This window comes from Microbacterium sp. F01 (assembly GCF_056156365.1).
This window is the reverse complement of the sequence record NZ_CM149592.1, coordinates 3,254,384-3,268,681: the sequence shown is the minus strand read 5'-3', so window position 1 is coordinate 3,268,681 and position 14,298 is coordinate 3,254,384. Positions and strand designations below refer to the sequence as shown.

Genomic DNA, 14,298 nt, shown 5'->3' with positions numbered 1-14,298 from the left:
TGCGAGTGTACTTCTCAGGTCATCGTATCTGTCAACAGTGTTGACAGGAGCGATGACATCGGCCTATCGTCAAGCGATCCGTTCGACGACGAAGGAGAGGTCCCGTGGCCGCTGCCGCACCTGCAGACGCTGAAACCCCGTTCGCAGACACCGTGTTCATCCGGGGCGCGCTGTTCAGCTCCGACCTCGTCCGCGCGGGAAGCGCCGAAGCCCTGAGCGGCGTCGCCGTCGCCGTGCGCGGCGGGCGCATCGCAGCGGTGTGCGCCGAGGACGAGGCATCCGTGTTCATCGGTCCTGATACGGAGGTCGTCGACCTCGCGGGTGCGCTGCTCGCTCCGGGGTTCCAGGACGCGCACGTGCACCCCATGTCGGGCGGCGTCGAGCTGCTGCAGTGCAACCTCACCGGCTCGGAGGACGCCGCCGACGCGCTGGCGACGATCGCGCGCTACGCCGCCGAGAACCCCGATGTCGAGTGGATCGTCGGCGGCGGCTGGTCGATGGACCACTTCGCGGGCGGCGCTCCGCTGCGCGGCGCCCTCGACGCCATCGTGCCCGACCGGCCGGTGCTGCTCGCGAGCCGCGACCACCACTCCGCGTGGGCGAACACCGCGGCGATGCGCGCTGCCGGTGTGGACGCGACGACTGCCGACCCCGCCGACGGGCGGATCGAGCGCGAAGCCGACGGCTTCCCGGCGGGCACGTTCCACGAGGGCGCGGCCGACCTCTTCGCCGAGGTGCGCCCGACGGTCTCCGAGGACCTCGCCTACGCGGGCCTGCTGCGCGCCCAGGACGACCTGATCGCGCAGGGCATCACGGGCTGGCAGGACGCACTGGTCGGGAACTTCCCCGGGATCCCCGGTGCGCTCGCCTCGTACCGTCGGGCGCTTGCCGAAGGGACGCTCAAGGCCCACGTCGTCGGAGCACAGTGGTGGGAGCGCGGCGAGGGGATCGAGCAGCTCGAGGGCATGATCCGCACGCGCGACGAGGTGGCCGCGCTCGGCCACGAGGACCGCTTCTCACTCGGCTCCATCAAGTTCATGGTCGACGGCGTCGCCGAGAACCACACCGCTGCGATGCTCGAGCCGTACCGCGACGTACACGGCCACTCGACCGACAACCGCGGCCTGTCGTTCATCCCGGCCGAGCGGCTGCGCGAGTACGTGATCGCCGCCGACGCCGCAGGCTTCCAGCTGCACTTCCACGCCCTCGGCGACCGCGCCGTGCGTGAGGCGCTCGACGCGGTCGAGGCGGCGGCCGAGGTCAACGACGCCACCGACGGCCGGCACCACCTCGCCCACATCCAGGTCGTCGACGCGGCCGACGTGCCGCGCTTCGCCGCGACCGGTGCGGTGGCGAACATGCAGCCGCTGTGGGCGTGCCACGAGGACCAGATGGACGAGCTCACGTTGCCGTTCCTCGCCGAGTCCGCGGCATCGCGTCAGTACCCGTTCGGCGATCTGCAGCGGGCGGGAGTGCGCCTCGCCGGCGGCAGCGACTGGCCGGTGTCGAGCGCCGACCCGCTCGCGGGGGTGCACATCGCGGTGAACCGCGTCGCGCCGCTGAGTGACAAAGAGCCGCTCGGCGGCGCTCACCAGCGACTCGACCTCGCCACCGCGCTGGCCGCTTACACATCGGGCACTGCCTACGTGAACCACCGCGACCATGACACCGGCTACGTCCGCGCGGGCTACCTCGCGAACCTCGTGGTCGTCGAGCCGAACCCGTTCACCGTTCCGGTCGAAGACCTCTACCTCTGCCGCGTCGCCTCGACCTGGATCGACGGTGAGCGCGTCTACTCGCGCGCCGACGCCGACGCCGACGCAGACGCCGAGGCCGCAGCATCCGTCCTGTCCTGAGTTCCTTCTCCATCACCCGACACCGCAGTCAGAACCCGAGGAGCACCATGATCCGCACCCGACGCACCGCCCGTCGCCTGCTCGCCCTCGCGGGCGCCGGCGTCGCGGGCGCGCTCGTCCTGTCCGCGTGCAGCGCCGACACGTCGAGCCCCGACGCCACCGCCGCCCCCGAGTGGGAGTACACCGCCCAGACGGCCGCGCCGTCGGGCGATATCGACTCGTTCTCGTGGGTGAGCTACTCCGAGCCTTACTCGCTCGACTACGCGTACGCGTTCGATTACGCCGACAACCAGGTGCTGTCGAACGTGTGCGAGTCGCTGCTGCGCCTGAACCCCGACTACACGCTGACTCCGGGGTTGGCGGAGGCGTTCGAGCACCCGACGCCCGAGACCTGGGTCTACGCGATCCGCGACGGTGTCACGTTCCACGACGGCACCCCGCTCACCGCGGCCGACGTGGTCGCGTCGATGAGCCGACACCTCGATCCCGAGGTCGGGTCGTCGTGGTACTCCGTCTACCAGAACGTCGCCTCGATCGAGCAGACCGGCGACCGTCAGGTCACCGTCACCATGAACCAGGCGGACTCGCAGTTCAACCTCGCGATGGGAGGGTCGGCGGGCGTCGTCGAGTCGGCGGCGACGCTGATCGAGAGGGGAGCCGACTACGGCAACTCGTCCGGTCTCGTGAACTGCACGGGTCCGTTCGAGCTCACCGAGTGGAAGTCAGGCGAGTCCGTGACGCTGACCCGCTACGACGACTACTGGGACACGTCGCTGCGGGCCCAGGCAGGCGAGGTCGACATCCTCTTCATGACCGACCCCAACGCGCGGGTCAATGCGCTGAAGTCGGGCGAGGTCGACGGCGGCTGGATGATCCCGACCGACGCGATCTCCCAGCTGCAGTCGTCGGGCAGAGGCGACGTCTACTTCGGTCTCAACACGTCGGTCAACAGCCTCATCGTGAGCAACCTGGAAGGCCCGCTCGGGGACGAGCGCGTCCGCCAGGCGCTGCTGATGGCGATGGACCGGCAGGGGATCCTGGATGCTGCGGTCCAGGGCTACGGCGAAGTCACCGACGTCCTCACCACCGAATCGGTGTGGGTGGGCGCGAGCGACACGGCGCTGAAAGAGGCGTTCGACGGGCTCGAGGAGTATCCCTACGACCTCGAGGCGGCGAAGAAGCTCATCGACGAGGCGGGCGTGGCCGGCGAGGAGATCGTGATCGCCACGGCGCCGATCACCAACGAGTTCACCGTGACCTCGCAGGCCGCTGCCGCCGCCGCGCAGTCGATCGGGCTCAAGGCGACCATCGAGACGATCAGCCCCAGCGCCTACACCGCTCTGTTCTCCGACCCGAGCGCACGCGAGGGCATCGACCTCTTCTTCACCTCGTGGTACCTGTCCAGCCCCGACCCGCTCGAGATGTACGCGGTGCTGCGCACCGGCGAGTTCAGCAACTACGGGAACTGGAGCGACCCGGACTTCGACGCGCTCGTGAACGAGGCCGTCGCGATCGACGACCCCGCCGCGCGCAGCGACGTCACCGCCCAGGCGCAGCGGATCGCGAACGAGCAGCTGCCGTGGCTGCCGCTGTACGAGGCTCCGATGACGCTGTTCCTCGGCGAGCGGGTGACCGGCGTCGCGCCGTCCGTCGCGTTCCTCTACTACCCGTGGGCGGCGACCATTGGCTCCCGGTGAGCTGAGCGCGGGTCGGGCGGTCGACGCCGGGCCCCGTCTCGGGCCGGGTCGGCCCGGCGCCCTGTCCGCAGCTGAGGCGGTCGCCCGATGATCGCCGTCCGCCGCATCGCCGGCAAGCTCGGCGGGCTGCTGCTCACCCTCTTCCTGGCCTCCGTGCTCGTGTTCTTCTCGCGCTTCCTGGTGCCCGGCGACCCTGTGGCGTTCCTGTTACGTGGCCGCAAGCCCAGCCCCGAAGCGGTGGCGCAGATCACCGCGCAGTACGGCCTCGACCTCCCACCGTGGCAGCAGTACCTCAACTGGGTCTCGGGCATGCTGCACGGCGATCTCGGGCGCTCGCTGCAGTACCGGCAGGACGTCACGGTCGTGCTCGGCGAGCGGCTGCCGGTCACCCTCGGCCTGGTCGTGATGGCGGGCACGATGATCGCGGTCGTCGGCCTCATCGCCGGCGCGATCGCCGCCCTGCACCGCGGCCGCCTCGCGGACCGCTCGATCCTCATCGGGCTCACCGTGCTCGGCGCGATCCCGTCGTTCGTCGGATCGATCGTGCTCATCGCAGTGTTCGCGGTGCAGCTCGGCTGGTTCCCGTCGTTCGGGTCGGGCGAAGGCTTCTGGGACACGGTCTACCACCTGGTGCTGCCGTCTATCGCCCTCGCGATCGTCTTCGTCGTGCTGGTGGCCAAGGTGACGCGGTCGTCGATGATCGACCAGCTCGACCGCGAGCACGTCGAGGTCGCGATCAGCCGCGGCATCACGCGCGGCACGGTGATCCGCCGGCATGTGTTCCGCAACGCCGTCGGGCCGATCCTGACGGTGAGCGGGATGCTGGTGGCCGGGCTCCTCGTCGCGAGCTCCATCGTCGAGGCCGCCTTCGGTCTCGCCGGCATGGGCTCGCTGCTCGTGCAATCGGTCGACCGTCTCGACTTCCCGGTCGTTCAGGCGATCGTCCTCCTCGTCGTGACCGCGTTCGTGCTCGTGAACGCCGTGATCGACGTCCTCGAACCCTGGATCGACCCCCGATCCGCTGCCGGAGCCGGTGCCCGATGACGACCACACCCACCCTCGCCGTCAAGGTGCTGCGCGCACCGCGGCTGCCTCGCACCAGCCTGACGTTCGCGATCGCACTCGGGGTCCTCGCCGCGATGACGCTGGCCGCGATCTTCGCGCCGCTCCTCGCGCCCTACAACCCGGATGCCGTCGACTTCGCCGCGGTGAACGCGCCGCCGAGCGCGGCACACTGGCTGGGCACCGACGGGCTCGGCCGTGACACGCTCAGCCGCCTCATCTACGGCGCGCGCACGGCGTTGCTGGGCCCGCTCCTCGTGGTGATCGCGTCGACAGTGCTCGGCATCCTCCTCGGACTCCTCGCCGGCTGGCGCGGCGGCTGGATCGACTCCGTGCTCGGCCGCGTGTTCGACGTGCTGTTCGCGTTCCCATCGCTGCTCATCGCGATCATGGCGGTCGCGTTGTTCGGCAAGGGGCTGGTCGCTCCCGTCATCGCGATGAGCATCGCGTACGCGCCGTTCGTCGCGCGCCTCACCCGCTCTCTGATCGCGGCCGAGCGCACGAGGCCCTACGTCGCGGCGTATCGCGTGCAGGGCTTCGGCGGCGCGTGGATCGCGCTGCGTCGTGTGCTGCCGAACGTCACGCCCATCGTGGGGGCGCAGTCCACGCTCAACTTCGGGTACGTGCTCGCCGAGCTCGCCGCGCTGTCGTTCCTCGGCCTCGGCGTGCAGCCGCCGACGGCCGACTGGGGCGCGATGATCAACGAGGCGCAGGCCGGGCTCATCGGCGGGCATTTCCTGCCCGCGATCGTGCCGGCGATCGCCGTCGTCGTGGTCGTCGTGGCCGTCAACATCATCGGGGAAGAGCTCTCCGACCGCATCGGTGGGGAGATCCCGGCATGACCGCAACCGAGACCGTCGTGGACCCGGCGGCCGCGCCGGCCGCACCGAACCCGGTCCTGCTCGACATCCGCGATCTGACGCTCGACCTGCCCGACGGCACGCGGCTGCTGCACGGCATCTCGCTGTCGGTCGCCGCGGGCGAGACCGTGGGCCTGGTCGGCGAGTCGGGGTCGGGCAAGTCGCTCACCGCTCGCACGGTGCTGGGTCTCGTCCCGGACCGCGCGGCGACCACCGGCGACGTCGTGCTCGACGGGGCCGGGGTGCTGTCCGCTCCCGCGCCGGAGCTGAGGAAGCTGCGCCGCCGCGGCGCGGCGATGATCTTCCAGGATCCGCGCGCGGGCATCAACCCCATGCGCACGATCGGCGATCACCTCACCGAGGCGCTGCGCCTCGCGGAGGGATGGTCGACGGATGCTGCGCGCGCACGCGCCGTCGAGCTGCTCGAGGCGGTGCGTCTCCCGCGCCCGGAAGATCACCTGCGCCAGTACCCGCACGAGTTCTCGGGCGGGATGCTGCAGCGCGTGATGATCGCCGGAGCCCTGACGACGTCGCCGAAGCTGCTGGTGTGCGACGAGCCCACGACGGCCCTCGACGTGACCACCCAAGCGGAGATCATCGGGGTACTCACCGAGCAGCGCGCGAGCCGCGGCATGGGCATGCTCTTCATCACGCACGACCTCAACCTCGCCGCTTCGCTCTGCGACCGCGTCTACGTCATGAGCGGCGGACAGGTCGTCGAGCAGGGTCGCGCGCGCGATGTCCTGCGCGATCCGCGGGCGGAGTACACGAGGCGACTGGTCGCCGCGACCCCGACGCTCGTCGGCGCCGCCCCCGGCTCGACCCCGGGTCACAGAATCGGAGACTCTGCCGGACACGTCGGGGCGCAGCATCCGTCCGCCGGCGCGTCGTCGACGACCTCCGATTCTGTGCGCGAGGGGCGGAGGACGGATGCTGCCCCCCTGCGCGCACCCGCATCGCCGATGCTCGAGGCGGCCGGGGTGTCGAAGACCTACCTGCGCCGGGGCAAGGAGCCGGTGCGCGCGGTGATCGATGCGTCGGTCGCGGTTCCCCGCGGCGGCGCGCTCGGCGTGGTGGGGGAGTCGGGCTCGGGCAAGTCGACGCTCGCGCGCATGATCGTGGGGCTCGAGGCCGCCGACACCGGCGACATCCGCATCGATGGTCGCGAGCGCACGGCGGTTCCTCGCAACCGGCGCGAGCGGCTCGCCCACGCGCGCAGCGTGCAGATGGTGTTCCAGGACCCCTACCTGTCGCTCGACCCGCGCATCACGGCGGGGCGGGCGATCGAAGACGCCCTGCGCCTGCACACGCGACTGAGCACGGCCGAGGCTCGATCGCGCGTCCTCGACCTGCTCGCCCAGGTGGGGCTGGGGGAGAAGCACGCCGCGGCGCGGCCGCGAACGCTCTCGGGCGGTCAGCGGCAGCGCGTCGCGATCGCCCGCGCCCTCGCCATCGAGCCGGACGTGCTCGTGATGGACGAGGCGACGAGCGCGCTCGACGTCTCGGTGCAGGCGCAGGTGCTCGACCTCGTCGACCGCATCCGGCGCGAGCGCGGGCTCACGGTGCTGTTCATCAGCCACGACCTCGCGGTCGTTCGCCGCGTGTGCGACGAGACCGTCGTGATGCGTCGCGGCGAGATCGTCGAGCGTGGTCGCACGGCGGAACTCCTCGCCTCTCCGCAGCACGAGTACACGCGGCTGCTCATCGACTCGGTGCCGAAGCCCGGGTGGGACGCGGAGGCGGCGGGCGCCGAGGTGGAGGCCGCCGGTGTCGACAGCGATGCGCCGGATGCGCCGGTCGCCGAGCGGGATGCCGAGGGCGCGGCGGTCGAGGCCGCGAAGATCGAGGCAGTGGGACAGGCGCGGTGATCCGCATCCGGCGGCCGGAGCCCGCGCGCGGCAGGATGGAGGCGTGTTCAGCGTCGAACTGATCCCGGACGATGCGCTCGATCGCGCCGTCCGGGAGGACTGGGACCGGCTGCTCGGAGCAGACCTGCCGAGCTCGGGGCGAAATCCCGCGCCCAGCAACCGCCCGCACGTGACGCTCGCGGTGCGCGAGCGGCTCGAGCCGTCCGCGTTCGCCGGCCTCGCCGACCTGCTGCCCGTCCCGCTCGACCTCGGGGGAGTGCTGCTCCTCGGTCACAAGGACCGGTATGTCCTCACGCGCCAGGTCATCGTGAGCTTGGCGCTGCTGGCGGTGCACCGCGCCGTCGCCGAGATCGCCGGCAGGCCTGAGCCGCGCTACTCGAACACGGGCATCGACCACTGGACTCCCCACATCACGCTGGCGCGGGGGCTCACCGCGGTGCGACTGGCGACCGCGATGCGCCTGATCAAGGCACCGCACGTCAGCGGGCAGGCGACGGGTGCGCGGGTGTGGGATGCCGAGGCCCGCCGCGTCACCACCATCCGGTGAGTGCGGGAGCCTGCCGCGGGAGCGGTCAGTCCGCGAGGGCGAGCGCGCGGAACGGCTCACGCGGCGCGGCGGGCGGCTGCGGCATCCGCTGCGGCTGCTGCCTGGCGCGCATCGTACGGAGGTAGAGCTCGTCGATGAGGGCGGTCGCGAGGCGCACGAGCTTCGCGATCTCGGCGTCGTCGCGGTCGACCCATGCGCATCGCGGCTCGTCGCCGACGGGCACGAAGCCGTCGTGCTGCTCCCACGCGACCAGGGTGCGCTCGGCGCCCAGCACGTGCTGCTGCCACCACACCTGGCGGAGGTAGCCCCGCGGGATGCTGCGCCACGCCTTGTTCGTCGTCTTGATCTCGGCGAGGGTGATGCGGCCCGCCGCGTCGACCGCGATGCCGTCGGGGGTCGCGAGGTGCCGCTTCTCTACCACCGCGTGGAAAAGGGCCGAGGAGGGCTGGATCCCGTGGGTCGCGGCGACCCACCCGGCGATCTCGGGCTCGCGTGCGCGACCGTGCGCGGTGTACGCGTTGCCGGAGAAGCCCGAGCCCAGAAGCTTCGCGTCCGCCGCGCGGGCGATCGCCCGGTCGGAGGTGAGGGTGGCGACGTCCGTCGCCGTGATGCCCCTCGATCGAGCGCGCACCCAGGCCACCCGGTCGCGCGAATCCGCGACGATGCGGGCGGCGACCTCCGGTGCCTGCGTCGCGAGCCCGGACGGGCGCGCGACGGAGTGCTCGGGATTCACCCTTCGAGGCTACGCCGCCGACCCGACATCCGCCGCCTGCGACGCACCGCGGTCGTGATCCACGCGTGCCTCCGGTGGGAGAATCGCCCCATGGACCCCGCCGATGCTGCCGGGGCGTCGAAGCCGCGGCGCGCCACCGACCGCCGGTCTCGATCCGCGGCGGCGGCCATCAGGTCGCCGGCAGTGCCGTGTGCGAGGACGGTCTGGTGATCGACCTGTCGCCGATGCGCGCGGTGTCGGTCGACCCGGAGCCACGGCTGGCGCGGGTGCAGGGCGGGGCCCTCTGGAAGGACGTGGATGCCGCCGCCCAGGTGTACGGTCTTGCGACCCCGGGCGGCGAGGTGTCGGAGACGGGCGTCGCGGGGCTCACGCTCGGCGGCGGGCTCGGCCTCATGCAGCGCGCCCACGGTCTCGCGTGCGACAACGTCATGTCGATGCGCGTGGTCACCGCGGACGGGGCGATCCGGACCGCGAGTGCGGCGGAGAACCCCGACTTGTACTGGGCGCTGCGCGGTGCCGGGCGCGGCCTGGGCGTGGTGACCGAGTTCACTTTCGCCCTGCATCCGCTCGGCCCCGAGGTGGCGAGCGCCGGGTTCGCCTTCGAGGTCGCGGACGCAGCATCCGTCTTCGCGAACTGGCGCGAACTGGCGCTCACGGCTCCCGAATCGATCGCGCCCGAGTTCGCCTTGTGGTCGCTGCCGCCGTTCCCCGGCCTGCCGGAGGAGTTCGTCGGGCGGTCGGTGGCCCTCGCGTTCGGAACGTTCATCGGCGATCCCGCTGACGCGTCGCCCGTGCTCGAGCCCTTCTTAGGACTTGGCGACCCCCTGCTCGACCTCAGCGGCACGAGCACATGGGTCGAGACCCAGAGCGAGTACGACCCCACCCTGCCGGAGGGTGACCGCTACTACTGGAAGTCGCATTTCGTCGACGACGTCGACTCAGCGACGATCGCGACGATGATCGAGCATGCGAGCCGTCGTCCCGACCCGAGGTGCGCCGTCATCGTCCGCACGCTCGGCGGAGCGGTCGATCGCATCGGCCCCGACGAGACGGCCTACGCGCACCGGGGTGCCCGCTTCAACGTGAGCATCGACGGCATCTGGACCGATCCCGCCCTGGACGAAGCGTGCATCGGGTGGGTCCGTGGCCTGTGGAGCGCCCTGGAGCCCGTCTCACGCGGTGTCTACATGAACTTCGCCGGCTTCGGCGAGGAGGGCGTACGCGATCGCGCCCTCGGCCGCAACGCCGAGCGCGTCGAGAGGATTCGCCGGGCGTACGACCCCGACGGCCTGTTCGACGAGGCGGCGAGCCGACCCTGACGACGGCCGGATCGTCGTGCGGCGCGGCGCAAGGGGGGTTGCGGCGAGCCGGGAGGGTGGCATCCTCGGGGCATGGACACCATCACTTCCGCCGAATTCCGCGCGTTCCCCGGTGTCGAGGACTGGCATCCGCGGGTGACCGGGGCGTTCGCGCTCTTCCGCGCCGGGACGTTCGCGGCCGGAGCGCAGCTGTTCGCCGCGATCGCCGAGCTGGCCGAGACCGCCGACCATCATCCCGATGTCGACGTGAGGTACACCACCGTGCGCGTGCGGCTGATGACGCACTCGGCCGGCGGGCTGACGGAGAAGGATGCGGCGCTCGCGGCGCAGATCTCACAGGCCGCGCGCGAGCTCGACATCCCGGCGGAAACGGGGCGCATGCTCGACGTGATGCTCGCCGTCGCCACCCCGGACCCCGGAGCGGTCGTGCCGTTCTGGAAGGCGGCGACGGGATTCTCCGAGGTGCGCGACGGCGTCCTCTTCGACAAGGACGGCCGCGGTCCGCTCATCTGGTTCCAGCCGGTCGACAAGCCGCTGCGCGGCCGGTCGCACCTCGACGTCAACGGCCCGCGCGACATCATCGAGAAGCGGCTCGAGGCCGCGCTCGCTGCGGGCGGGGTCATCGTCGACGACTCGCACGCGCCGGAGTGGTGGACGCTGGCGGACGCCGACGGCCACAAGGTCGACCTCTGCCCCTGGCGGTCGTGACGCCCGACAGCCTTCGCCCTCCGCCAGGCGTGTCAGAACGCGGCAGCGCCCGCCTCCGCCACGGTCTGATCCTGCTCGCCGGAGCCGCCGCTGACGCCGACCGCACCGACGACCTTGCCGTCGCGGCTCAGCGGCACGCCGCCGGCGAAGATCGCGACGCCGCGGCCGTGCGCGTTGGTGGTGTGGATGCCGAAGAACTGCTGCGTCGGCTGCGAGTTGTCGCCGAGGTCCTTCGTCGAGATGTCGAACGCCTTCGAGGTCCAGGCTTTGCTGATCGAGATCTCGATGCTGCCGATCCATGCCCCGTCCTGGCGCACGTGCGCCACGAGGTTGCCGCCCGCGTCGACGACGGCGATGTTCATGGGTTGGCCGATCTCGTCGGCGCGCTTCTCAGCGGCCTCGATCACGCGGCGGGCGTCTGCGAGGGTCACGGACATGGGAGTTCCTTCCTTTCGTGATGACGGATGCCGCGGGCCGCGGCATCCGGAATCTCCGCGTTATGCGGTCTGGATGTATCCGTTGGGGTTGAGCACGTACTTCTTCGCGGCACCCTGGTCGAAGTCGGCATAGCCCTGCGGGGCGTCTTCGAGGCCGATCGGGGTCGCACCGACCGCGTCGGCGATGTGCACCTTGTCGTGCAGGATCGCCATCATCAGCTGCCGGTTGTACTTCATCACCGGGCACTGGCCGGTGGTGAACGACAGCGACTTCGCCCAGCCGAGGCCGAGGCGCAGCGAGAGCGAGCCGACCTTCGCGGCCTCATCGATGCCGCCGGGGTCGCCGGTGACGTAGAGGCCGGGGATGCCGAGGGCGCCGCCGGCCGCGGTCAGGTCCATCAGCGAGTTGAGCACTGTCGCGGGCGCCTCGTGCGAGGCATCCGTCCCGTGTCCTCTCGCCTCGAAGCCGACGGCGTCGACGCCGCTGTCGACCTCGGGCACGCCGAGGATCTGCTCGATCTGGTCTTTGGGGTCGCCCTTCGAGACGTCGACGGTCTCGCAGCCGAACGAACGTGCGCGGGCCAAGCGGTCGGCGTTGAGGTCGCCCACGATGACGACGGCCGCTCCGAGCAGCTGCGCGCCGACCGCGGCGGCGAGCCCCACGGGACCGGCGCCGGCGATGTAGACGGTCGAACCCGGCCGGACGCCGGCGGTGTAGGCGCCGTGGAAGCCGGTGGGGAAGATGTCGGAGAGCATCGTGAGGTCGAGGATCTTCTCGAGCGCCTGGTCGCGGTCGGGGAAGACCAGCAGGTTCCAGTCGGCGTAGGGGACGAGGACGTACTCGGCCTGGCCGCCGACCCAGCCGCCCATGTCGACGTAGCCGTAGGCGGATCCTGGCCGGTCGGGGTTGACTTTGAGGCAGATGCCGGTCTTGCCTTCTTTGCAGTTGCGGCAGCGGCCGCAGGCGATGTTGAAGGGGACGGAGACGATGTCGCCGACCTTGACGAACTCGACGTCGGGTCCGACCTCGACCACCTCGCCGGTGATCTCGTGACCGAGCACGAGCCCCGCGGGTGCGGTGGTGCGGCCGCGCACCATGTGCTGATCCGAGCCGCAGATGTTCGTCGACACGGTCTTGAGGATCGCGCCGTGCGGCACCTTCCTGCCGACGTTCGCGGGATTCACTCCCGGCCCGTCTTTCAGCTCGAACTCGGGGTAGTCGGTGTCGATGACCTCGACCTCGCCGGGGCCCTTGTAGGCCACCGCCCTGTTTGCAGACATCGTCGTCCTCTCCGCCCTGCGACAGACGTGGCCGTGCGACTTCGTCGTGCTGGGGCTCGGGTCCGAGCTTCGTCCTCCCGAGGGGTCGGCGCAATGGGGTGCGATGAGCGGGCGCAGAGGAAGGCGGGGGTGCCGACGCCGGCACCCCCGCCTCGCTCAGCTCATCGGCTCAGTCGACGTCGCCGTGCGCGTGGTCGTGGTCGGGGGCGAGGCCGCCGCCACTGGGAAGGTTGACGGTGCCCTGCGGGCCCGCGGGGGCCGGGAACATGAAGTTGCCGGGCACCTTCGCGCCGGGCACGCCGTTCACCGTCTCGGTGGAGTACGCGTAGGTCATCACGGCCGCCGCGATCGCATCGGAGTTGACGTCCAGCGCGTCGAGCGCGAGGTTGTCGATGTCGTCGCACGCGAGGTGGTAGCACGGGTCGTACTGCTGGCCCGCCGTACCGCCCCAGATCTCCGCCTGCTCGGCCGTCTTCACCACTTCGGCGCCGGTGAACAGACCACCCGCCGGGATGCCTTCCTGGATGAAGCCCTGGTAGTCGCTGCGGCCGCTGAACTGCGCGTCGTCGTACGGCACACCCGCCCACGTGTAGTAGCTCTCGAAGAGGTCCTCGATCGCGATGGATCCATCGGGGATCGGCACACCGGCAGGAGCGTCCCAACCCGACTCGTCACCGTCGTACACCATGAAGATGTAGTTCGGTGAGGCCACCATGTCGAAGTTGAGGTAGAGCGCGACCTCGTCGAGGGTGCCCTCCGCCACCTGCTCGTCGACCCACGCGTGCGAGCCGAGCAGTCCGCTCTCCTCGGCACCCCACCATGCGAAACGGACCGTGTTCTGGGGCTTGAGCTTCGAGATCTGCTGGGCGATCTCGAGGAGAGCCGACGATCCGCTGCCGTTGTCGTTGATGCCGGGACCGGCCAGCACCGAGTCGAGGTGCGCACCCGCCATGACGACATTGGAGTCGTTCACGCCGGGCAGCTCCGCGATCACGTTGACCTGCGGACGCGACTCGGGCTGGTCGACCACGATGTGCGCCGTCGAACCCGCCTGGGCGAGCGCGGCGCCGTCAGCGAAGCTCGCACCCACGACGGGGATGTCGAGCGGCGTCTGGTTGATGCCGAACAGCGTGCCGGTGACGAGGCCCGAGCGGAGCTCGGTGTTGCCCTGGTTGAAGATGATCACCGCCTCGGCGCCCGCCGTCTGCGCGTTGATCGCCTTGACGCCGAACTCGCACGTGCCACGCTGGATCAGTGCGATGTCGCTCGGCCCCGAGAAGTCGAGACCGACGAAGTCCGATGCGTCGCAGCCGCTCGTGACCGGGTCCCGGGGCAGGTCGAGGACGATGTCGACCGGGATGACGTTGCCCGTGATCTCGCCGTAGCCCGTTCCGGTGAAGTTGCCCGACGCGTACTCCGCGGCGACCGGGGTCAGCTGCTCGAGCAGGGGCGGCGGAACGAAGGTGAACGGGAACTCGTCGAGCTCGACGTTCCAGCCCGCGGCCTCGAGCGTGTCGACCACGTACTCGACGCTCTCGGTGTAGCCCGCCGTGCCGGCCGCACGCGTGGCGCCGTTGGCATCCGCGATGGCCTGCAGCGCCCTCTCGTGCTCGAGGACCCCGTCGACGGTCACGCACGAGAGGAGTTTCTCGTAGGTGTTGTTCGTGCGCGTCTCGCATGCCTGGGTGGGAGCCGCGGCAGCGCCGCCCGCCGGAACCAGTGCCAGGGCGGCGACCGCCGTCGTCGCGATCACCGCCACCTTGGCGCGCTTGGAAAGTGTTCTAGATGGGTACATCGTCTTCCCCTCCAATGCGGGCATCATCGTCGACACCCGTCGCGAGGGAGCATATGCAAAGGCGTGCGCAGGGCAAAGTGAAGAAAATGTGAGAATTTGAGCTGCGGGTCTGTGCACATCGCCCGCAGGGCCTGT

Annotated in this window: 12 protein-coding genes; 8 read left to right on the top strand and 4 right to left on the bottom strand. The window is 70.7% G+C overall.

Features of this window, described 5'->3' with window-relative positions; all coding sequences use genetic code 11:
* Positions 1 to 104 precede the first annotated feature (104 nt).
* The 6 genes from ACVN90_RS15095 (at position 105) to ACVN90_RS15070 (ending at position 7,890) form a co-directional block, all read left to right on the top strand.
* A complete protein-coding gene (locus ACVN90_RS15095; protein ID WP_475099030.1) occupies positions 105 to 1,856 on the top strand; it encodes an amidohydrolase in 1,752 nt (583 codons plus the stop codon).
* Positions 1,857 to 1,903: 47 nt separating this feature from the next.
* Positions 1,904 to 3,553, top strand: a complete 1,650-nt coding sequence (locus ACVN90_RS15090) for an ABC transporter substrate-binding protein (protein WP_475099029.1) — start codon at positions 1,904 to 1,906, stop codon at positions 3,551 to 3,553.
* Positions 3,554 to 3,640: 87 nt separating this feature from the next.
* Positions 3,641 to 4,597: an ABC transporter permease gene (locus tag ACVN90_RS15085; RefSeq protein WP_475099028.1), complete on the top strand. Its 957-nt coding sequence runs from the start codon at positions 3,641 to 3,643 to the stop codon at positions 4,595 to 4,597.
* Positions 4,594 to 5,457, top strand: coding sequence for an ABC transporter permease (locus tag ACVN90_RS15080; protein WP_475099027.1), 864 nt, complete (start codon positions 4,594 to 4,596; stop codon positions 5,455 to 5,457). The genes ACVN90_RS15085 and ACVN90_RS15080 overlap by 4 nt, the downstream gene beginning before the upstream one ends.
* On the top strand, positions 5,454 to 7,343 hold the full coding sequence (locus tag ACVN90_RS15075; protein ID WP_475099026.1) for a dipeptide ABC transporter ATP-binding protein: 1,890 nt from the start codon (positions 5,454 to 5,456) through the stop codon (positions 7,341 to 7,343). Before ACVN90_RS15080 ends, ACVN90_RS15075 begins: the two co-directional genes overlap by 4 nt.
* 43 nt (positions 7,344 to 7,386) lie before the next feature.
* Positions 7,387 to 7,890, top strand: a complete 504-nt coding sequence (locus ACVN90_RS15070) for a 2'-5' RNA ligase family protein (RefSeq protein ID WP_475099025.1) — start codon at positions 7,387 to 7,389, stop codon at positions 7,888 to 7,890.
* A 25-nt stretch (positions 7,891 to 7,915) separates the two neighbouring features.
* Here ACVN90_RS15070 and ACVN90_RS15065 read toward each other — a convergent pair whose 3' ends face one another.
* Positions 7,916 to 8,623, bottom strand: a complete 708-nt coding sequence (locus ACVN90_RS15065; RefSeq protein WP_475099024.1) for a YqaJ viral recombinase family protein — start codon at positions 8,621 to 8,623, stop codon at positions 7,916 to 7,918.
* Here ACVN90_RS15065 and ACVN90_RS15060 point away from each other — a divergent pair.
* The gene (locus ACVN90_RS15060) at positions 8,572 to 9,942 is read left to right on the top strand and encodes an FAD-binding oxidoreductase (RefSeq protein WP_475099023.1); all 1,371 of its coding nucleotides are present in this window, start codon (positions 8,572 to 8,574) and stop codon (positions 9,940 to 9,942) included. The genes ACVN90_RS15065 and ACVN90_RS15060 overlap by 52 nt on opposite strands.
* 72 nt (positions 9,943 to 10,014) lie before the next feature.
* Positions 10,015 to 10,650: a 4a-hydroxytetrahydrobiopterin dehydratase gene (locus tag ACVN90_RS15055; RefSeq protein ID WP_475099022.1), complete on the top strand. Its 636-nt coding sequence runs from the start codon at positions 10,015 to 10,017 to the stop codon at positions 10,648 to 10,650.
* A 32-nt stretch (positions 10,651 to 10,682) separates the two neighbouring features.
* On the opposite strand, the gene ACVN90_RS15050 is transcribed toward ACVN90_RS15055, so the two are convergent.
* From ACVN90_RS15050 to ACVN90_RS15040, 3 genes are all read right to left on the bottom strand, one after another.
* Positions 10,683 to 11,087: a GlcG/HbpS family heme-binding protein gene (locus ACVN90_RS15050; RefSeq protein ID WP_374975342.1), complete on the bottom strand. Its 405-nt coding sequence runs from the start codon at positions 11,085 to 11,087 to the stop codon at positions 10,683 to 10,685.
* A gap of 60 nt (positions 11,088 to 11,147) precedes the next feature.
* On the bottom strand, positions 11,148 to 12,368 hold the full coding sequence (gene fdhA, locus ACVN90_RS15045) for a formaldehyde dehydrogenase, glutathione-independent (protein ID WP_475099021.1): 1,221 nt from the start codon (positions 12,366 to 12,368) through the stop codon (positions 11,148 to 11,150).
* Between the two features lie 169 nt (positions 12,369 to 12,537).
* On the bottom strand, positions 12,538 to 14,190 hold the full coding sequence (locus ACVN90_RS15040; protein ID WP_475099020.1) for a M28 family peptidase: 1,653 nt from the start codon (positions 14,188 to 14,190) through the stop codon (positions 12,538 to 12,540).
* Positions 14,191 to 14,298: the final 108 nt, after the last annotated feature.

What these genes read in the sequence shown, in the direction of transcription:
- ACVN90_RS15085 (WP_475099028.1), top strand. Translation starts at nt 3,641, where the DNA reads ATGATCGCCGTCCGCCGCATCGCCGGCAAGCTCGGCGGGCTGCTGCTC.
- fdhA (WP_475099021.1), bottom strand. Translation starts at nt 12,368, where the DNA reads ATGTCTGCAAACAGGGCGGTGGCCTACAAGGGCCCCGGCGAGGTCGAG.
- ACVN90_RS15090 (WP_475099029.1), top strand. Translation starts at nt 1,904, where the DNA reads ATGATCCGCACCCGACGCACCGCCCGTCGCCTGCTCGCCCTCGCGGGC.
- ACVN90_RS15075 (WP_475099026.1), top strand. Translation starts at nt 5,454, where the DNA reads ATGACCGCAACCGAGACCGTCGTGGACCCGGCGGCCGCGCCGGCCGCA.
- ACVN90_RS15040 (WP_475099020.1), bottom strand. Translation starts at nt 14,190, where the DNA reads ATGATGCCCGCATTGGAGGGGAAGACGATGTACCCATCTAGAACACTT.
- ACVN90_RS15050 (WP_374975342.1), bottom strand. Translation starts at nt 11,087, where the DNA reads ATGTCCGTGACCCTCGCAGACGCCCGCCGCGTGATCGAGGCCGCTGAG.
- ACVN90_RS15080 (WP_475099027.1), top strand. Translation starts at nt 4,594, where the DNA reads ATGACGACCACACCCACCCTCGCCGTCAAGGTGCTGCGCGCACCGCGG.
- ACVN90_RS15055 (WP_475099022.1), top strand. Translation starts at nt 10,015, where the DNA reads ATGGACACCATCACTTCCGCCGAATTCCGCGCGTTCCCCGGTGTCGAG.